Below are 21,041 nucleotides of genomic sequence, written 5' to 3'. Positions count from 1 at the left end.
GAATAGGATGGTTTTTAGTCATTTACCGGAGTGATCGTATTTATTTTCCAACCGTTTATCAATATAGAAATAACGATATTATTATCCATCTGACTGAAATTTATTTCAAATACGAATGTATCTTCCCTGTCAATATCTTCCTGCGAAGTATATTTGGGAGTCGATAAGATTAATTCCGTAATATCCCGGTTGAAGAGATATCCGGAATCTGAAGGCTTTTTAATCACCAGCATCGGAGCATGCCCCTTTACGAGTCGCATCGTTTTTATATAACTATCCATCATATTGCCTGCGACGGATGTGTTTTGGGGTATATACTTCAACATACGATGGGAAGTGTCTATACTGTTATCATTTTTATACCGTCCATTAATAGCAGTAATATACACATCGGGAGTAACCATGGCGCGAGTAATGACATCCAAGCCAGAAATTTTGACTACAATATTTTTTGTATCTTTCATTAAACCCACGTCGGTGATATATGATGTATCAAAAGTAGAGGGAGCATCAGCCACATATCCGGTGTAAAATTCCCCGGGAACCGATACAGGAACAAGATATCCCTCCGTACCTTCTTTAGTATTTAGCATAACACGAAAATCGGAAGCAACTGTTACTCCCGGTTGAAATTCACTGTAAAACGAATTAGTACGATTGTCTATCCAGCCTGAGGAAAAGGTATTGAGATTGTCGCAAATGACAATAGCCCGATAGTCACCTTTTGGCAAAGGGATAGTCATAATATAATTATTTGCCAGCTTCTCTCCGGAGTCAGAATAACGTCCTACATACTTTCCATCGGTATCAAAAACATATACAGTGACTTGGCGCACTTCAGAACCAAACAAATCCGAATACTGATTATTCAATGTATACCGGAATCTGAGTCGTAACGCACTTTCGTTGCAATCAGAATTATCATCTTTTATACACGATTGCATAAGAATGAGAATAGTGAGGAGGATGAACTTTACAGATATACATTTCATAAGCTGCCTGCATTTTATCTCCTCCGCTTGTAATGTGCGGAGGAGATGGTTAGAATAAGAAAATTACCAAGCGGGATTGATAGAGTTAATCACCCAAGGCTTCACGGTAACACTGCATGTCACGGTTATATTGGCATCATAAGGCTTGCCGGTAGCTTGCGTTTGATTGAAAATCAGGTTACTAATGCGGTACACATTACCACGCTTGAATTCCAAAATATTATCACTAGTCACACTGTCCTTATATTTGGATACTACTACATAAAGAGTAGTTGCACCCAATGGATTAGCCACATACTGAACATCTGTCAATTTAAGTATGATATGTGGAATGTCACCAACCGGAGTGGTTTGTCCTGATGACGGAACAGTACTTGGACATATCTGAAAAGCCCATGCCGGTTTAGGAACTACAGTTGGAACAATTGTAGCACCATTCGTTGCATCCGGATAAAAACTCAATCCGGCAGCCGCTGGTGAACAATAGTCGGCAAAAGCATTAGCAGTCCAGTCACTTGGAGCTGAAGGAGAGCCACCGGCATAATAAGGGAAGTTCGGATTGTTGGTAAAGTAAGTGGCATAGTCAGTAGCCCATGAAGCCTGGTTTACAATGTTCACAGGATTATTCAGATAGGGAGTTGCATCTAAACGTACATACTGATTCACATTATTAATAAAAACACCCGACAATTTATAACTGATAATATCGGTACTGATTGGTGAACCGGCAACTACATTTTCACAGGTCACCTGTCCTATTTCTAAACGAGCTACGATAGGGCTGATTTCTACTGAAGCTGTATAATAATTCCCACTAGATAGTGTAAAAGCAGGGCTTAATCCAGACATAGGTACATTCTGGGCATTTCCTTGCAATCGATCCATACGCAGTCTGGCATCAGTGCTGGTTGTTCCTTCTACAGCAGGGAATACCTGTCCAACATCTGTTTTGATATTAGCCATAAAATAGAGGTACTGGGCAGAACTAGGCACACCACTGATGGTTACTGCATTTCCACTTGTTGGCGTCAAAGTAGTATTAGCCAGTGTAGTTATTTCGGCAGGTGTAAGTTGGCGTTGAAAAATGCTGGTATAGGCACTGTTTAGGAAATAAAGCTTTCCGGAGCCTAGTACGGCATATTCAGCCGCCCCTTTTTGGTTATTTACCCCCCTGGTAAAACCAGATTGTTCCACTCTCAATGATACATTGTTAACACCGGATTCCGGCATTTCTTCGATTGCTTCCTTGTCACTACAAGCAAACAATACACTGACTAATACTGTCAGTAGGGCAGTTTTTCTAAGCATAATTTAGTTTTTAAAAAAAATTAATGGGGAATTTGCTCTAGAACGCCACCTTCTCAAAAATGTTTATTGATTTCTCTTGTATTTTTATTAAAATGAATATTTAACAATCAAAGTTTCAGGTGTTCTGGTATTTGTTTGATACATCCACATTTTTTCATCTATCCCAGACACAGCGTATGGAAAATGCTTCCCATTGGAAACCTGCTATTTTCCATGTATCCAATACATACTTAAATTGTGTATTAACATAATAATATCCAGTTGCCAAATATGAGTATCCACCACTTACCCGCGTACTTGTCCAAATGTTAGACTCGGCTCCCATTCCCTGCAACCTGTCGCTCATTTGTCCATTTCTCGAACCAGTGGCAGGTATAAATATCGATGCAAAATTATAAGGATTGAACAATAACATTCCTGCAAAAGCCATGTCAGTTCCTTCTATTTCATCAACAACAGTTGGAGTCGGATATTTTATCGCTTTATTTGTTAATTCATCTACTGCTACACCCTGATAAGTAAAAAAAGCCCCGTCTTTATTGCCGTTTCGTCTTTCAGTGTCTATTAATGGACTGCCATAATTGGGGTATCTCATTCTTCTTCTATCATAGTATCCATCGGCTATATATCCACGAATCATATTGGCATAATCACTATTGCCAAACCCGGTAATAGGGTAAAGCCAGAAAGATTGTCTAAGTTCGGAACCTGCAAAAACACCTGTATTGCCAGGCACGCCATCGGCAGGTGTCCGCCCCTCTTTACCGTTATGAAACGGACATATATTACTATTAGTCCTAATAGACGAACTTAATTTTTGTGCTCCATAAGGACTATAACCTCTGTAATATTCGCCTCCTTGAAAAAGATAACCTCCTTTGGAGGGATAATCCACAAATACACCTCCATTTTGAGGAACATCACAATAAGCCACTCCTTGATCGCCCGGTACTGTCAAATTGTAAGGTGAGATCTTTACTGCATTGGGGCGGCTACTGCCACTTCCATAGCTGTCTCCATCTCTCATCAGGAAATCAGGTTCCTCTCCTTGCCGTACGTATATAAGATGATTACCGCCATCATGAATTAATGCTACTAATCCATATCTTGGCTGTCCATATTTTCCACCCGGAAGTTTACTCTTAAGACCTATTCTGAAGAATACGTTTTTACCCGTTCCGTTTACGATCGACTTACCTTTTTCGGACGGTAAGAATTGACAATAGGCTTCTACATCAGCGGCAGTGCGGTAAATTGCATTATCCCCATCAGCCACAGCAGAGGTAGGTCCCATTCCACCACTCGACCACAAATAACTAGCTTCATTATATCCATAGGGATGCATAGTAATACCTCGATCTTGACTTGGATTGGTATCGAGTTCTATCCAATCTTTTCCCGATACCACAAGAGCAGTCCATTTTCTATTTGGGTCTTGTTCAATTGCTTTAACTCTTATCAGACGCTCTGCCGTTTCATCCCATCTATGAAAAGTACCAACATAAGTATAAGGCTTAATTTGTATATACCCTTTATATACATCAAGATACTCCTGCGTATAAACAACTTTTATTTTCCCTTGGTCATTACTATGAGTTAAGTAAAACTCACCGTTACGATAAAAAGATTTATCTCCCGCCACATAGTTAGGATCGAATCCGGCATTTGGATTTATGCTTACATACATATTTTTACCCTCTCCTTCTACCCTGTCATTATCATCCAGATATATTCCTTGTCTTGTTGAAAAAGCGATCTGATTCTTAAAGGATGCAGTACTCTTATCAGCAAGAGCTATTTTTTCAAACTCCATTTCTTCGGGAACAGAAGGCAAGTTGTTTTTTCTGGTAACTTTCACCACTTTGTACAAGTTGCCTATTCTAAACGTCAGAACACCTCCGGTAGAATTGGCTGTCAGATTAATTTTCACATCTCTGTTTTCCTCAATGTTCGTAATTGGTAATACGGGACTTCCCGACAAAGTCATACCTATACCGGAAACAGAAATTGAACCTTCCTCCCAACTGCTATTAGCCGTGTAATTCAAAGTGACGGCAGTTAAATCATTAATTATTCCGCTCTGATAAACAATTAATTCGCTATGAGACACACCCAAATATTCACTGCCGTTACTAACGATGTCATGCGAATAGGCATCACTTACATCTACTTCCACCTCATTACCCGGCATGTCATTCAATGCAGTATTGGCTTTCGCTTCAACCGAAGTACGATACCCTGTTGTCTGCACTTTTTTAATATTGATTAGATACTGATAATTGCGCTGCAAGGCAAGCTGGTTTTTATCTTTATCACGCAGATTAATGCGATAATATCCATCAATACCCTTATAGGTAGCTTTAACAATGAGATATGTATTATTCGATGCAGGTGACTCGTAGCTATAAAGCGGATTAACCGAAGTACCCAAGCATATCATATATTCCGGAGAATAACCGCCAACTTCATCCGCTCCCCAATAGTCGCCCTTAGCAATGGCAGCAGATGGCATACCTGAAAACACATATCCGCGTACTGGCGCATCGCACAGATTAGCACCAGAAACCGTAAAGGCAGGGGCTGTAACAGATAAAGTTATTTTAGCTGTAGCCCTTTCCATTAATATAACATCAGGGATGATAGTAGATTTAGATATATTGGGAACCTCTACCGGCAAGATAGAGACTAAAGGCGGCATGGCAGGTACGGACCTGATGCTCTTATTGCTGTCACTCCCCGGCAAGCGGTCTTTTAGTAGACTTGTTTTCACATCATCCAGCGTAGTAGTTCCTGGTATCCAGCTGTCTTTAACCCTGTCAATGATAATAGGGGTATTTGCTACAACATGTATCAAGCACTTTCTACTTTGAGGAGTGAGCGATGCTATATAGTTGTATTCACTTGTAGCCTCATTGGCAGATTGAATTTCTATAAACTTTTCATTCTCATCAAAGACTAGTAGAAAAACATTACCGATGGTATTTTCATAGATAGAACGGGGGGAAGCTTCAGACACCACCTCTTTAGCATCTGGAACAGCCAAATTGATTGTTACTTTCACTCCATTCGGATTATCCTTCCCAACGTTATCCACGAATGGTTCGTCAATGCAGGAAATTAAACAGCTACCTAAGAAAACCAAAATGATAAATATACTTATATATATATTTTTACGCTTCATAATAATTGTAATTATAAACTATGTAGATGTGGTTCCGGTAATATATGTCAGAGTTACCTTCCTCTTCAGATTCCCGGCTAGTATTTGAAATGTAACTACGAGTTTATCCCACAGAATGTTAGACGGAAGTTTCACATCAATGACCACATGCCCATTGTTCTCAAAGAAGTTACCGGCATTTATTTCTGTGGAATATTTTATCATATTCAAGTTAATAAGTGGCAGGTAATCGGAAGGAAAACCAGAAACATTCATTTCCAAATCACTCGAATCGTAATAGACAACACTGATAGGAGTCAGATTTATCAAGCTCTGTGGCTGGTTCGACCAAAAGAATATCTTACTACTAACATCGGGCACAGACGAGGACACAATCTGATTCAATGCAATATCAGATACATTCAAATAAGGAGCATTATGTTCAACGTCAACTTTACCACCATCCTTCCAGGGAGCTATAGATATTTTTGCTTGAACACCCTCTTTTTCTCCCAATTTGGTTATTTTGCCATCGACAATATAATGATGATTGCGCACTATGGAGTAATCGGTAATAATCGGAACATAGTTATTATCCTTATATATATTCTGTACTTCTTCGCCTAGAGGAATCTTATAGACAACCGGTATTTTCACACCTCCGGAGGTATATTCTCCTAATACTTCGATACATGTAAAAAGCTGAGAATCAAAAGCTTCTTCAGACAAATAGTATTCTGGAATATAAAACACCACAGGTTGAGTCGTTTTACTGGTTGCATCATATTCCAGTAATTGGTAAGCAGTCGAGAACAAGGCATCATTATCATACACTTTGGCAAAGAAATAGGAATAAATGGGTTGATTCTGTATAGAAACACTTTTCAACACAAAGTCTTCGCCATTATCATAATCCACATCCAATAAACGATCATAACCGAGTGTTAAGGTTACTTTTGCCACGGTACGTTTCAATTGCAATTCTTCGGTTAAAGATACATCACCTGCAACAAAATTGGCTCCTGTTTCTACATACATCAGAAAATAATCATCGGGAGATAGATATAAATTCAAATCATCGTTATTACCATTGTTGCCGATAAAGTCAAAATCAAGATCATAACGAATGATTAAGTTATTGAGAATAGCATACGAAACCTTGTCGGTAGTCCTTCCCAAATTCCAACTCGAAGGTTCGTTAGCAATGAAGCACACTTTTATTTGTCCTAAATCGCGTGGCAGGCGTTGGGTAACAGTGTATTTTCCGCCACCAACTTCCAGATCATCCAAGGATGCTCCTTCATAATATGAGTTCGCCACCTGCGCACCTCCGGAATTGAAAACCATCATCCTGAGTGTTTTGATAGTAGACTCATTTCCCAAACCAGCATTTCTTTCACCGGCTCGTGTGGACACTGACAACATTACACTATTGTGCTCTGAGGGCAGTTCATCTGTCAACAGCTCCTTAGTGCAGCCGACAACCAACACAACTATTATAACAAGCAGTGTTATGGGTTTTAATATATTTAAAGCAAAAGAGTAGATCACCTTTTTTTAATTCTAAATTTCGGGCTTAACTAAAATAATTTCCCAACCATGTACAAATATCCTAACTTGAAGTTCAGCAGTTATATCTATATCTATGGGATGCTCATAATACTTATCAAAATCTTCTTGCGACTGATAAATATATTCACCAGTCTCAGGGTTCTTTGCTTGAAGTAGTGTATTTACCACATCAATAGGTTGTTGAGGATAGGTAGCTTTGGTTACCGGATCTTGTATAGTAAGATACATTGCTTCTGCTTTATGCCTTACTATATCAAGTTGCATAGTCTTGATATCAACCACCATTGAATGTTCATCCAGATAGCGATAGATAGCAGGAAATCTCATCATACGTGCATACTCACCTATAGAATTATCATACTTGTAACGTCCGTTACGGGCAGAAACCCACACATTTAGAATATCAGCGGCAGCAGGAGCCGTTGCAGCACTGAAAATAGAATAGTTGGAGGAACGTTGTAAATTTTCAAGCCCGCTTATGGTAACTTTCAGAATATTAGTATTTCTAATAAGCTCTATAAGCTTTTCGTTAACCACTCCGGCTCGCACTTCCACCTGCTCGAATACATATTTTGAAATTCCGCTTTGGCGTGTACCCGCTGCACCGTAATAAAGATCATCAAACTCTTCTATCGTAGGAATGATATCTTCCGGATAATCATTTGCAATACCATAATTCAAAAAGATACGAAAATCTGCTAAAGTGGTTTTGCCAATATTCACTCCCATTTCATAATCATGAGTAAGAGGGTCATTCATATGTCCTTCATGAAAAGAATTGTTGAAGTCCTCATTGCTTCCACCCCACGCCATAATCGTATATTTGCCAGGAGCAAGCTGCACATTCATCACATAGCTATTGGTCAGCACTGCTCCTTGCCCCTGTTGCACATGGGCAAGCACTCCACCCTCATTAAAGAAGTAAACCTTCACTAACTGAACGTCAGGTCCAAAAGTGTTATCACCATTCAGATGGAGAGTAAAAGTAAATTTCAATCTTAAATCAGCCGAGCAATCATCTATATTTTCTTCCGTACAACCTGCTAAAAGCAGAAGTAACGATATCATCAAGTAACTCGTACACCTTACAAACATTCTTAACACTGTCTTTTAAATATTTATTTTTAGTAGGGCATATTTTGCCTCATTGGTGAGGGGTAGAGGAATCACCCTCATCCCCATCCCCTCTTAGATATATTATAACTCAGGTTTAACTGCTATTTCAGACCAATCTGCAACTGTAACTACTACATTCAAGTCATAGTAAGTTGTTTCGTCATACGGGTCATCGCCAATCTTATCATAGGCAGGTTGCAATTGACTCAAGTCGATGTTATAAATCTTACCCTTTGCCACAGTCAGATCACCTTTATCCACAGTGTTATAGGTAAACTTGGTAATGGTTAGATATCCGGTATAATCTTTTGTAGTGACACCATTCAACTGATATTGAACTTCCACAATCAAGTGAGGGGTATTGCCGTTAAAAATCTGATATCCTTTATCTGTACCGACATCAGTCATACCTGCAAGCGGTTTAGTGGCTGCATAAAAATCGGTAATCCATTTACCTGCGGTTTCCACACTCGTCCCGCCATTCTGTGTCCGAATATCTACTGTAGATCCATTACCTGTGATCTTATTTATATAGATATTATTTACAACTATAGACGTTACTGTATTACTATTCAACGTTCCTCCTGTTTGAGGTGTATTGAGTATTTGTATACGTCCTAGCTCGGGAACAACCGTTACTGAACAGGCTAATTGATGATGTCCATCACCACCGGGACCATTATCTACAATGGTTCCCGAACCGTAGTAGGGTATATTTACGAATTTACCAGTTATTCCGGTTTTAATCAAGCCGGACGGCTGCCAGTTGTTAATATCTGTTTGTTCTGTGGCAAGAACCGGCAGATTGGGCGTATTCAAGGCAGTAATAGTACCCCAATCATTATTTTCGGTTACAATATATGCCTCTACTGTTCCACCTGAGAAGTTCACAGGCTCCTTTTCGAAGACTTGTACAGTACCAGTAAAATCAGCTTTCGCAATCAGTATCTCTCTCACTTCCGTACCACCAGTATTTTTTGCTACTAATAACAAATAGCTCCAAGTGGGCAATGGCGTACTTACAAGTCCATCACCGCTTCTGGTGTTGAACCTCGACAAGTCTATTCTTACAGATAATGAGGTTTTGCCAGCATTCACATTATCTACGATTTCTTCTTGCTGTGAGCAAGCAAAGAATATTGTGGCCATAAAAGCCAATACTAAAAGTTTTTTCATTGTTGTTTTTAATAAATTGTTTAATAATTGTTTTTACTCTCCGCTTATTTTTTCATCATGTTATTAAAATTCTTTTGGTTAGTCATTTCATTCAGATTTCGTCTTGCTTCCGGCAATCCTTTTCCTGCGGCTTTCTGAAAATAATCTTCCGCACTATTCAAGTCTCCTTTAAACATATACAGTATTCCCTTCGTATTATAGTATTCAGGAGTCTCTGTTTCACCATCAACTCTAGTCAGATACTTCTCTGCTGATATCAAGTCATTACGTTCAAGAGCTGCTGTGGCAGCATTCAGATTGGCAATCATATTATTCGGAAACAACTTTACGGCAGTCTCAAATAAGTCTACAAATTCCTGAGCACCTTTCTCATAAGAGTTTGCCACAAGGAATATTTCATTAAGACTCAAATTTTGAGGACGGGTTTTCATCACTTCCTTCGCCTGATCCACATCAAAGTTCTTCACATCAAAATCAATTCGGCAAACGGCTTTACGAAGTGAAGGAAAGAATTCGCGCAGCATATAACGATAAGGAACGCCACCTGCAAGATCCATCAAAGCTTTTTTACGGCTTGTATTCGTAACGTAGTTTATCTCAGCCGGTACAGACTCAATAATGTCCAGCACTTGTTGACGATAAGGCATATCCGATGCTTCAACCTTTTGTTTCAATCCATTCCAGTTCTCACCGCCAAATTTCACGGTGTACATACTTCTAGGATAATCAAATTTTGCAAGCAGAAATTCTACGAGCGATTTAGCACGATTCTCCGAAAGCATTTGATTGTTGGCTATTTTCCCTTCAGGCGATGCATAGCCTTCCACACTGATACTCTTTACTTCGATAGCCGGATCATTCTTTACCTCAAGCACCAAATCAGCAACCTTTCTTAACTCGGTAGGATTATTCATGTATTCCGGACGGATCTGCCACTGGTTTACAACAAAGTCCAAATAAGATTCCCCAGTAATATTCCTGTGCTTTACACTTTCCACTTCCGGTTTTAGGTATGCAAAAGCAGGGAGGATCTCATAATAATCCGCTACTCTTGCTTTTTCAAGACCTACAAAGTTGACCAACTGTGACACTCCCATTCGCCGTGGAGGATTGCCGCAACCACACAAATCCTCATATATATCGAGTTTAGCATCCGCCATCCACGATTCATACTTTATTACCCAATCGTATGTCAGTTTTCTTGAGCTATCAGATTTGAATCCTTTCAATACCGCATACGGTGCTTTCTGGTTGTATCTGCTCAGTTCACGTTTACTCATCAGCGACATCTCCCGTTTGTACACATTAAAATCCTCACGCCCTTTCACCATTACTTCGGGCAGGTAAAGTCGCTTGTCTTGTGCTACCAAAGCAGGAATTAGACTGATTGATTTACGTGAATCAACATTTACTCCTGAAATGTCAAAATCAATCCGTAGGTAGACCGAATCTCCCATCTGTTGCAATGATAAAGGAGTAATATGTATTTTACCTGAATATTCTTCATGCTGAGCCCATACATTCGTGCTCAAAAGAAAAGTGATTATTATAAATAGAATATATTGTTTTCTCATCTTATCTATCTTCTTATTTAATCTTGCTGCTCTCTTATTTCAAATAGTATATCAACGACAGACCTGCCTTGGTAGGTCCCAAGTAGTTCTTGCTCTCGGTACCAATTTTCGATCCGCATTTCACACAATCATATTTATCGTAATGCAGGCGTGCGTACCCTACTCCTATATTGGCTTCCAAACTCCATCTTCTGCCCAAGTAGAAGTTGTATCCATACGATATTCCACCACCGTAGCCATATCCCTCATAACGGTAATTCCCGGAACCTTTCTCAAAAAGTAATGGTAACTCATGCCCAGAGATGTTATACTCAGTTCCCAAGCCATGTATTCCGAAAAAATGTCCACTGAACTTTCGGCAAAGCCAATAACGATACTCAACCTGCCCCAACCAGTGAACAAGTTTCTTATTATCGTCAAACGACCCGTCTAAATTCCAAGGATTATAACCACCACTAAATTCCAGTGTACTTCTTTTACCCAAAGCTAGTTCCAAACCTAAATTGGGTGTTAATGTATATGCACCATAAAGCAGATTTGTTTTGACGGCCACATGTTGCGAGAACCCTGAAACTGAGTTCACGGTTAAAAATAAAATCAATAATATCTTTTTATACATTCTATCTACTATCGCTGTTTACTTTAACAATTGTCATTTACATAAATTCTCTACAAGGATCATTGATAGACATTAGTGTGTCAAAACACTCTATCAACGAACATTATAAATCCGTAAATCAATATTACATTTCTTTTGAACTAAAAAGGGAAATAACTTTGGGAACAATTTCTAAGATCCAACTACTTTGCGGTTCTTCTTTAAGAAAAAACCAATTAGGATTATCATCTCTACAATCTATTAAGCCAATCTTCTTCATCTCATCAACCACATACATTATAACATACAAATTCAGCTTATTACATTTAATAACATACGTTATATCAATCCCCCCTGAATAATATTTATCTGCTAATTCGATAAGAGTTATTAATCCATAGCGTACTTTTTCTCCTGACTCACATTTATTCATAGATGATACGACACATCCTTCCACCAGTGGTGTTACTTCTTGATTTACTAAAACCATAATTCAACTTTTATATCCTTCAACAATCTATCAATTAATATTTTACAAAGGTATTATAAAACAGTATTCATACAAAAAAAAGGACATAGTATAAAACAAACAAAGTGTTTGTATAAAACGAAAGGCCAGAAAATAAAGCTAATTATTGAAATGATGATTGGTTGGATTCATTGCCAACAAGTAATTGTTCACGAATTTTACTAGGGGGATTTCCAAACATAGATTTGCAGTAATGGTTAAAATGAGAAGAGTCATTAAAGTAAAATTCTTTTGCTATTACAGAGAAGCTTTTGTTTGTAGTAGTCAGTTCATGATAAATATGTTTAGCCCTTTGCTTAATAAGCCACTGATAAGGACTCTCTCCGAAGTGGAACTTAAATTTTCGATTAAAAGCACTCAGATTCATTCCCGATAAATCAACAAATTCTTTTACACCTTTCATTTTTAAATAGTTCTTCATTACAAAAGACTCAAATTCATGAACATGGCATACGACTGGAAAAAAGAAATTCATCAACTCCTCCGATGAATAGTAAGCTCTCAAGATTAGTATTAACTCCCATTCTTTACACTCATATATATAAGGGCAAGTAATGTCATCATCCAAATATTTCTTTATAGAATAAAGAAATTCCATCAACCGGGGTTTTACCAATAAATTCTTGCAGTCAGAAACCGAATTCAGCCAATTATGCGCATGTTCGGAAAGTTGTTCTTTATCACAAGGCGTCAGAGCATTATTTCCGGTAAAAACAATGCCCATTGTGTCAGCGATTGTTTCCCACTCATATCTAGTATTCGTACGCCAAAGCGCAGCTTCCCTTGTTTGAAGCAATCGACCGGTGTATTCGTTACAAGAAACCTCTACTTTGCCATCCAAAATAAATACAATAGCATAGGCATTTACCACTTCGAAATAGAATTTCTCGCCTTTCCTGATCTCGACATAACTAAACTTACGATCAGCTGTTTTTGTGCACTTTCTGCAATCTTCGTATTTGCAATAATTCAATTCGCTTTTCATATTGCAAAATTACACACTTAAGAACCTCTGAATAAAAAAAGTTATTAGTAAAAAAAAAACAAGAAAGTTGTAAAAAACGAGTTAGCCAAAAAATATTGAATGATTAATATGTATTCATCCGCTTCTGTTCTTTCTCAAGAATAGCATTCTCACGTATCTTGGAAGGAGAATCACCAAACATAGACTTGCAATATCTATTAAAATGAGAAGCATCTGTAAAATGATACTCTCTTGCGATACTGGCATAGCTTTTATTAGTAGAAGACAGATCATAAAAGATATGCTTTGACTTCTGCTTAATGAGCCACTGATAAGGACTTTCTTTGAATAAAGCTTTAAACTTCCGGTTAAATGCGGCTAAATTCATGCCTGAGGAATCGACAAACTCTTTGAGCCCCTTCATTTTCAAGTAATTATTCATCACAAAAGTTTCAAATTCGTAAGTATCACGAACTGTAGGAAGGAAAAAAGACATTATTTCTTGAGGAGAATAATAAGCTCTGAATATAATAGATAATTCACGCTGTTTAGCTTTATGCATATAAGGACATGCAATTCCGTCTTCCAAATAGTTCTTCACAGAATAAAGAAACTCCTTCAGTCGAGGTCTAATTTGCAAACCTTTAAATTCAGGAATTGCACTAATCCACAAATCAGCATGTTCTTTTAATGCAATTCTATCACAAGGAGCCAAATCATTATCGCCAAAAAGCACAACCGCGGATGTATCGGTAAGCGACTCCCAACTACAGCTGGCATTCATTGGCCAAAGTACAATTTCATCTTCTCGAAAATGAACATTAATAAATTCATTACAAGATACCAACGCCTCCCCGGATAATATAAAAACTACGGTATAGGTATCAACCATATCAAATACATGCTTTTCACCTTTCTTTGTTTCAATGTATTTAAATCCTCTATCCGTATAATCTGTGCATACGTGACAATCGGCATGTTCGTTAAAATAAAGTTTAGGTTTCATATTGCTCCGTATAAGGTCAAACAACTACAAAAGAGAAATCAAAGCTATATATCATATATAACAAAAAACTATTTCGAAAAGTTTTGGATTTTCAAATGAAATTTAAAACATAAATTTCATGAAAGTCAATGACTTTTCAGATATGCAAAGAGGGTGAATCCCAAGCTCCCACCAACATAGAATTCACCCTCATTTAGTATTACTAAACAGATTTTTGAGTCGACCTTACAGTATCAATTTACTTCCACTTTAAATACTATAGATCCATCCTTACTATCATGCTCCGGCACGGTCAACGTCAACCCATCGGAGGTATGTTTCCATGTCACGTTTTCCTTATTACCCAACAAGGTAATCTCCTCAATATCTACTGCTTTGGGTAGATTTTGGGAAGCAAAGGAAGCAAGATTGTACTGTTTTCCTGTTTCCGGATTACCTTGAATGATGATATAAATCGTATTATCCTTAGTGGTGTAGCGAATATCATCCGTGGTATATTTCAGTTTCAAAAACTTTTCCCAGTCACCAAAACCGCCATCTGGTTCTTTGGTAGGTCCTTCTCCGTAAGTGTACCACGGACGGGTAGAATAAATAGCCTCACCGTATTTCTTCAGCCAGGCACCTATTTCGAGCAGTACTTCGCTCTGATCTTGCGGGATAGTACCATCGGCTTTGGGCGAAATGTTGAGTAGAAGGATTCCGTTCTTGCTTACGATATCAGAGAGAATATGAATGAGATCAGCCGAAGGTCTGATTACCATATCGTTTACATAACTCCAACTGTTAGTACTTATCGTTTCGTCGGCCATCCATGGACGGTCGTTTCCGGTAGTTTTACGGCTCTTTTCGTAGTTCTCGATACTCATTGAAACGGGAATATCACCCTTACGCACGATTGCGGCTTCCTTACCCTTTCGGGCCATTTCGTTAATGTAGTAGGCACAGAATTTTACTCTCCATTTTTCAGGCACTCTGCCTAATGCTGAGTCATGCCAGATAATATCAGGCTCATACGCATCGATAACTTCCTTGAGTTTACCAAACCAATATTTCTCGGCCCATTCTTCCAAAGGTACATTGCCGTAGAATATCTTCAACAACGAATCTTCCGATGTGGTAGGCATCCCTTCGATGAAAGGATAATAACTGGAGTCAAAATCTCTTTGGTCCGGTTTATCCGGATTAAAGCTTTGTAGATGCCAAGCGTGATGAAAAGTAGCAATCATTTTCATATTACGTTTATTCAGCGCCTTCTTCAACTCTCCGGTGACATCACGATGAGGGCCCATATCCATTGAATTCCAAGGGTTTATTTTTGATGCCCACATGGAGAAGCCGTCGCAATGCTCGGAACAAGGTCCTGCAAAACGTGCACCGGCCTTTTCAAACAGGTCAACCCATTCGTCGGCATTGAAATGCTCGGCCTTGAAAAGTGGAATGAAATCATGGTAGCCAAATTTAGCCGGATCGCCGAAATGTTCTTTATGATAGGCATAATTACCTGTTCCTTCCTGGAACATGAACCTTGGATACCACTCGCTACCGAAGGCAGGTACTGTGTATATTCCCCAATGAAAGTATATACCGAACTTGGCATCGTAGAGCCAGTCGGGTGTTGCTTTGTGTGCTGATAGTGATTCCCAGTTTTCCTGATAATCTGATTTCAATATCTCTTTTCTGGAGACGCAACTGCTGAAAACAAATAATATCCCTAATCCTAAGAAAATCAATCCAAATTTCTTCATTATTTTTCTGTTTATAAGTTTACATTATTCTTGTTTCTCACCTTACGATATATACATTCCTTATTGTTGCATATATCACAGGCATATTTACTTTTCTTTATCTGCTGACCGACGCCTATCAAACCGCTGACCGATTTTATGGGCAACATCAACGAACTGTTTGTCAACTGTATCCCGCAGTCGTTTAAAGGGAGTAGTCCGAATAGTTTCCGCTGATCTACTAAGGGCCAGTTACAGTAGCCGGGACTATAGCGGTTCGTGATTTTGCAACCTTGTGCAGCATAGCTGTTCTCTATTTGTTGTTGTATGTAGTCCATTGCACCTTCTACCACCATGCTGCCGAGAGTATCGACAACAAAGCCGCTGAGGTAATCATTATTTCTATCAAAATCCTGACGTAGTTGAGTAAACTTTTCGCCGGCCGTGCAGATGAAAAGAATAAGTTGTTCTGAATGTCTGAGGTATCCGCAAATCTGCCTACCACAATCAAGCACAGTATCTCCAATGGTTACCTTACCGGCTTTAAAGTCGATATCCTTAGGGTGGAAGATGGCATAACCTCCGCGTATCTGGCAGATATCGGAGAGCTGTGCATATAATTCACGAGCAGTGATTACAACCGGATTTTCATCCGAATCGTCCGTCACCCACAGGGTAGCAAGGACGGATTCGAATGAAATATTCAGTTGTCCGGATATTAAATCAAACCTATGAAAACTATCTTCCGACATACAATTCATTATATTCATTCAAAGCTTCATAAAAAGCACTGATGTTAGCTTCAGGTACATGAGGCGGTAAGTCGCAGCCGGTGGAAAGCACAAAGTTGGGGAAAGCTGCCGTTTCTTTCAGCAGATCCAGTGTGATCTGTTTTATCTCAGCCGGAGTTTTCATTTTGAGCACCCCTACCGGATCTACATTTCCCATTACCAGCACGTTGGCAGGGCAAACTTCGAGTATAGACTTCATGTGGGCCGCATTGCCGAAGTGATAGGCTGCCGCACCGGTTTCAAGCATAGCATCGGTGCACTGGCCTTTGTTGCCACAGTTATGAAGCACAACGATAAAAGTATCGTCCTGCACAGCTTCGACAAGGTGGCGGATATAAGTAGAGGAGAACATCGAGCAATCCTCATTGGATAACAATCCGGCAGCAGGTTCGGCAAGGACAACGCCGTTACAGCCTACCTTCTTCAATTCCTTGCAGTAATTGATAATCAGTTCAGTACACTTGTCCAACAGTATCCCTATTGCATCAGGTTCCATATAGCAAGCTACCATAATCTCCGACATATCAAATAGTCGCCCCGCTAAAGAGAATGGGCCAATAGCACCCGCAAGTACCGGTTTGTCGGTGATTCGTCGAGCCGATAATTCGTTCGCTTTCAAGTATTCGGGTATACGACCTTGACTCAGTTCAGGTACCCGGAGATTCCGAATCTCTTCTTCTGTCGAAACCAAACGCCCTTTGATGTGCGGCATATCATTCTCAGGAAAATCTATCTGGCAACCAAACGCTTCTGCTTCTACCGTTAAGTCCATGATTACGGTGGTAGCTGCCGAAGGAAAAGCTGTATGAAGCTTAAGAATGGCATCTGCATGGCATTCGCCACTTTGCACGGCTTCGCGGATAGAGCGCCCCGTCATTTCGATACCAGGGTGCGTCATAATGGGGATAGCAATGCGTTTCTTTTCGGCTATCACATTGCTTATCCATTCTTTCATATTTCGTCTTTCGGTCATGATGCTTGTGTTAATGTGTTTAGAATTTCGACTAAGTCCTGAGGCCCTGAGGCATAATAATCAGCACCTATCTCCTGTGCGAACTCGCCGCTTACGGGAGCACCACCGATAAGGGTTTTGATACCGGGGAACTCTTTCTTTATCTCGTTATTGATTTTCTGCATATTCACCATGGTGGTAGTAAGCAAGGCCGACATACCCACATAGGCTTCGGGATTTTCCTTGATGGCATTTATGAATTTATCGGAATTCACATCTACACCGAGGTCTATTACTTCGTAACCATTACCTTCAACCATCATGCTGACGAGGTTCTTTCCGATGTCGTGCAAATCACCTTCCACGGTACCAATGATAAACTTTCCTTTGATCTTTACACTTCCGTCATTGAAGTATTTCTTCAAGTGCTTCATAGCAGCGGCCATGGCTCTGGCGCTCATTAGTACCTGTGGAACAAATATTTCATTGTCCCTGAACTTTCGTCCGACCTTTTCCATGCCCAAAATGAGTCCGCCCGACAACACTTCCGAGGGGCTGATACCCATTTCCAGTGCTTTCACTGTCAGTTCGTCTACTCCCTCCTTGCCTTTCATTGCAGGTGGATACGGGGAAGCGAGATTTATCTTACCGATTTCAACACAATCGGCTATTTCTGTAAGTATTGTATGCATAATTAATTCTATTTTTGATTCGTTTTTAATTTATTTTGTCTCAGTCCGAAGTAGGTGATAAACAGGAAGCTTAGCAGTGGCAGGATGAAACCTAAGCCCATATTCTCTTTCCCGATAAGCCCCATTAACACCGGAAACACAGCTCCTCCGGCTACCCCCATTACAATGTACGAGGATGCCTTTTTGGTCTGCATATCGTTCATTCCTTCTACTCCCAGTGCAAAGATGGTGGGGAACATCATCGACATAAAGAAGAAGGAGGCGTACAGTGCATACAATGATGCTTTACCCACAGATGCAATGACCAGCACCATGCAAACAGTAGCCAACAGACCGAAGATTTGCAACAGCTTGTCCGGCTTTATCCACCGCATAATAAAGCTACTGCTCAATCGACCAACCAGAAAGAGAAACATCCCCCCGAAGCCCAGCAACTGCGAAGCTTGCAAATCGCTTAGCGAAGGATCGAGCTCCGTCACATAGTTGATAAAGAAACTGAATATCCCCGTTTGCGCACCGCAGTACAGGAACTGTGCAGCCACAGCAAATACAAAGCTTTTGTACTGCCAGATGGACTTATGGCTGCTATCCGTTGCCAAGGCTGGTTTGTCGGTGGAAGTAATCTGTGGCAATTTAGTCAGTGCAAATACCAGTGTAATCAGCAACACCACGCCACTTACCAGCATATAAGGTTTGGCCAGCGCCATATCATCGTTCGCGTCCGCACCGAATATCAGTGCACCGCCAATAACCGGCCCGATAATCCAACCGACGCCATTAAATCCCGCTGCGATGTTTATACGCTGAGCAGCCGATTCTTCCGGTCCCATAGCCGTGATATACGGATGTGCACCGGTTTCAATGATACACAGTCCGCAAGCCAGAATAAACAAGGCCACAAGGAATGGTATAGGCGAATGCAAGAAAGCTGCCGGCACAAAGGCCAGTGCTCCGAAGGCAAACAGTAATAATCCTACGATGATTCCTTTCTTATAACCTATTTTCCGCATCAGGAAACCTGCCGGAAGTGCCATCAGGAAGTAAGCTATGTAGGTAGAGAATTGTACAAAGCCCGATTCGGCCTTCGTCATGTCGAACACTCCCTGAAAGTGCTTATTCAGCACATCCAGTAAGCCGTGGGCACATCCCCACATCAGGTAGAGGCTTGAAACAAGCAAGAAAGCTACCAGAAAGCTTTTCCCTGTTGGAGAACGCAATATAGATTTCATCATAACAGCGGTCAGTCTAAATGAAAAAGTTCTTCCATATCTGCCCACCACTCACCATCGGTCCGTGTTTCCAGTGGCTGTTGGCATGGTTTGCACACTGCCCACCACCGCTGTGTTTCAGGATCAGCTGCCATTTTAGCCATATCCGCTTCGTAATCGGTGCCTACATATTCGTAGTAGCTGAACAAATATCCATCCTTATAATAGATACTATAATTGTTCAGGTTGCATTCCTTAATCATTTTCAGCACTCCAGGCCACACAGCTGCGTGCAATTCTTTGTACTCTTCCAATTTTTCCGGCCTCAGGCCAATAACACTACCGTATCTTTTCATGGTTTATAATTTTTTGATGGTATTGAACAATGCTTCTATATTCTCGGGAGGAATGTCGGTTAGGATAGCCTCGTGACTGGGTGAGATAATCAATCCGGTCGGGAAAATGCCTGCCAGTTCATTTACCTTATTACGAATATCCTCAGGGCTTCCCTTTACCAACAAGTATTGAGCGTCGACTCCGCCGCAGAATGATACCTGCGTCCCGAAGTCCTGTTTCAGCCGGCCGGGTTCCATCTTGGTGGCCAGTGCCTGTATGGGATGAATCACGTCCACCCCCAACTCTATCAAGTCGGGTATAATATCATAGATACTACCGCACGAGTGATGCACTACCTTTAGGTTGTACCGTTTAGCCTGCTCAATCATTTTCTGCGTGCCGTCCAATACAAACTCCCGTAACATATCCGGCGATACCATCAAGTTGTTTTGGCTACCGAAGTCGTTGCCAATCAGCACTGCATGTATCAGTCCCTCAGTGGCCTTGTAGAATATCTCGTTTGCTTTAAGATAGAAGTCCGTGATGCGGTCTATCACCGCTTTGAACATTTCCGGTTCCATCATCATCTTAATCAATGCCGTCTCCATACCGAAGGCTGCACAAGCATCCTGAAAATGTGATGACCATGCAATACCCATAATTGCATATCCTTCGGGCACTGCCTTTACTGCTTCGCGGCATATCTCAGGATCGATGTACTTCTCCGGATCGGGCCATAGAAAGTCATCCACCTTTTCCGGGTCCGAGTAATCTTCAAAGAAACCCGGTGCAGTGAGTGTACGTTCATCAACGTTAATCACTCCGCCCTTGGCAAAATTAAATGCAGCATAAATTGCATTACTCTCCGGAGAATGATAAGGTATTTCCACCGGATAAACATCATCTCCCAGGGCAGCTTTTAGTTCGTCCATATTCTTTACCCCGAAATGTGAGAACAATGCAGGTATAGCTTTGGGATCTGGAATTCCCAGCCAGGAAGCCGGCCGATCTATCGGTCTCCGCTCCACTGTGGCATAAAATCTTTCAATGTGATTCATGGATTATTCTTGTTAGTTTCGGTTGGTAAAATTAGACGGCATTGCCCAAAATAAGGTTTTCTAATAGACAAAAAAGGTTTGTAAATGTCTACAAAAGGTTTGCAAATTGGTAACTAAAAGCGGAGTAGTAAGTATCCACGAAGATGGATCAATGTAAAAACCTGAGGGGATAAAATTATAATTTTTTATCTTTGCCTGCAAATTAATTGATTATGGAGTTAAATGGTTATCGCCTTCTTCTTCCTGAAGGTACTTTGGATTACTTTGATCTTGTTGATGTGCAGG

General features: G+C 40.3%; 18 protein-coding genes. All 18 read right to left on the bottom strand.

Going from position 1 to position 21,041, the window contains the following annotated elements; all coding sequences use genetic code 11:
- Positions 1-14: 14 nt before the first annotated feature.
- Positions 15-992 (bottom strand): FimB/Mfa2 family fimbrial subunit, encoded by a 978-nt coding sequence (locus Q1W14_RS03990; RefSeq protein ID WP_300699479.1) that lies wholly within the window; start codon positions 990-992, stop codon positions 15-17.
- A 63-nt stretch (positions 993-1,055) separates the two neighbouring features.
- The gene (locus Q1W14_RS03985; protein ID WP_300699478.1) at positions 1,056-2,300 is read right to left on the bottom strand and encodes a hypothetical protein; all 1,245 of its coding nucleotides are present in this window, start codon (positions 2,298-2,300) and stop codon (positions 1,056-1,058) included.
- 154 nt (positions 2,301-2,454) lie between these two features.
- Positions 2,455-5,481, bottom strand: a complete 3,027-nt coding sequence (locus tag Q1W14_RS03980) for a FimB/Mfa2 family fimbrial subunit (RefSeq protein ID WP_300699477.1) — start codon at positions 5,479-5,481, stop codon at positions 2,455-2,457.
- Positions 5,482-5,499: 18 nt separating this feature from the next.
- Positions 5,500-6,885, bottom strand: coding sequence for a fimbrial protein (locus tag Q1W14_RS03975; RefSeq protein WP_300699476.1), 1,386 nt, complete (start codon positions 6,883-6,885; stop codon positions 5,500-5,502).
- Between the two features lie 138 nt (positions 6,886-7,023).
- A complete protein-coding gene (locus tag Q1W14_RS03970) occupies positions 7,024-8,100 on the bottom strand; it encodes a FimB/Mfa2 family fimbrial subunit (protein WP_300699475.1) in 1,077 nt (358 codons plus the stop codon).
- 129 nt (positions 8,101-8,229) lie between these two features.
- A complete protein-coding gene (locus Q1W14_RS03965) occupies positions 8,230-9,324 on the bottom strand; it encodes a hypothetical protein (RefSeq protein ID WP_300699474.1) in 1,095 nt (364 codons plus the stop codon).
- A 44-nt stretch (positions 9,325-9,368) separates the two neighbouring features.
- The gene (locus Q1W14_RS03960) at positions 9,369-10,898 is read right to left on the bottom strand and encodes a DUF3868 domain-containing protein (RefSeq protein WP_300699472.1); all 1,530 of its coding nucleotides are present in this window, start codon (positions 10,896-10,898) and stop codon (positions 9,369-9,371) included.
- A 34-nt stretch (positions 10,899-10,932) separates the two neighbouring features.
- A complete protein-coding gene (locus Q1W14_RS03955; protein ID WP_300699471.1) occupies positions 10,933-11,517 on the bottom strand; it encodes a DUF3575 domain-containing protein in 585 nt (194 codons plus the stop codon).
- 124 nt (positions 11,518-11,641) lie between these two features.
- Complete coding sequence (locus Q1W14_RS03950) at positions 11,642-11,986, bottom strand: hypothetical protein (protein ID WP_300699469.1); 345 nt, start codon at positions 11,984-11,986, stop codon at positions 11,642-11,644.
- A 142-nt stretch (positions 11,987-12,128) separates the two neighbouring features.
- Positions 12,129-13,010: a helix-turn-helix transcriptional regulator gene (locus Q1W14_RS03945; protein ID WP_300699466.1), complete on the bottom strand. Its 882-nt coding sequence runs from the start codon at positions 13,008-13,010 to the stop codon at positions 12,129-12,131.
- 103 nt (positions 13,011-13,113) lie between these two features.
- Complete coding sequence (locus tag Q1W14_RS03940) at positions 13,114-13,995, bottom strand: helix-turn-helix transcriptional regulator (RefSeq protein WP_300699464.1); 882 nt, start codon at positions 13,993-13,995, stop codon at positions 13,114-13,116.
- Positions 13,996-14,228: 233 nt separating this feature from the next.
- Entirely contained in the window at positions 14,229-15,740 is a 1,512-nt protein-coding gene (locus Q1W14_RS03935; protein WP_300699462.1) for an alpha-L-fucosidase, read from the bottom strand.
- A gap of 11 nt (positions 15,741-15,751) precedes the next feature.
- On the bottom strand, positions 15,752-16,489 hold the full coding sequence (locus Q1W14_RS03930; protein ID WP_300699460.1) for a vitamin B12 dependent-methionine synthase activation domain-containing protein: 738 nt from the start codon (positions 16,487-16,489) through the stop codon (positions 15,752-15,754).
- Positions 16,458-17,483, bottom strand: a complete 1,026-nt coding sequence (locus tag Q1W14_RS03925) for a uroporphyrinogen decarboxylase family protein (protein WP_300699458.1) — start codon at positions 17,481-17,483, stop codon at positions 16,458-16,460. Before Q1W14_RS03925 ends, Q1W14_RS03930 begins: the two co-directional genes overlap by 32 nt.
- Positions 17,480-18,154 carry a cobalamin-dependent protein gene (locus tag Q1W14_RS03920; RefSeq protein ID WP_300699456.1) on the bottom strand — a complete coding sequence of 225 codons (675 nt, stop codon included), beginning with the start codon at positions 18,152-18,154 and terminating at the stop codon, positions 17,480-17,482. Before Q1W14_RS03920 ends, Q1W14_RS03925 begins: the two co-directional genes overlap by 4 nt.
- Before the next feature lie 8 nt (positions 18,155-18,162).
- A complete protein-coding gene (locus Q1W14_RS03915; RefSeq protein WP_300699455.1) occupies positions 18,163-19,386 on the bottom strand; it encodes a sugar MFS transporter in 1,224 nt (407 codons plus the stop codon).
- Positions 19,387-19,394: 8 nt separating this feature from the next.
- On the bottom strand, positions 19,395-19,718 hold the full coding sequence (locus Q1W14_RS03910; protein WP_300699453.1) for an L-rhamnose mutarotase: 324 nt from the start codon (positions 19,716-19,718) through the stop codon (positions 19,395-19,397).
- 3 nt (positions 19,719-19,721) lie between these two features.
- Positions 19,722-20,756 carry a uroporphyrinogen decarboxylase family protein gene (locus tag Q1W14_RS03905; protein WP_300699452.1) on the bottom strand — a complete coding sequence of 345 codons (1,035 nt, stop codon included), beginning with the start codon at positions 20,754-20,756 and terminating at the stop codon, positions 19,722-19,724.
- Between the last annotated feature and the right edge of the window lie 285 nt (positions 20,757-21,041).

The organism is Bacteroides sp. (genome assembly GCF_030151085.1).
GTDB lineage: Bacteria > Bacteroidota > Bacteroidia > Bacteroidales > Bacteroidaceae > Bacteroides.
The sequence above is the reverse complement of the archived record's forward strand: the minus strand, read 5'-3'. Positions and strand labels throughout refer to the sequence as shown.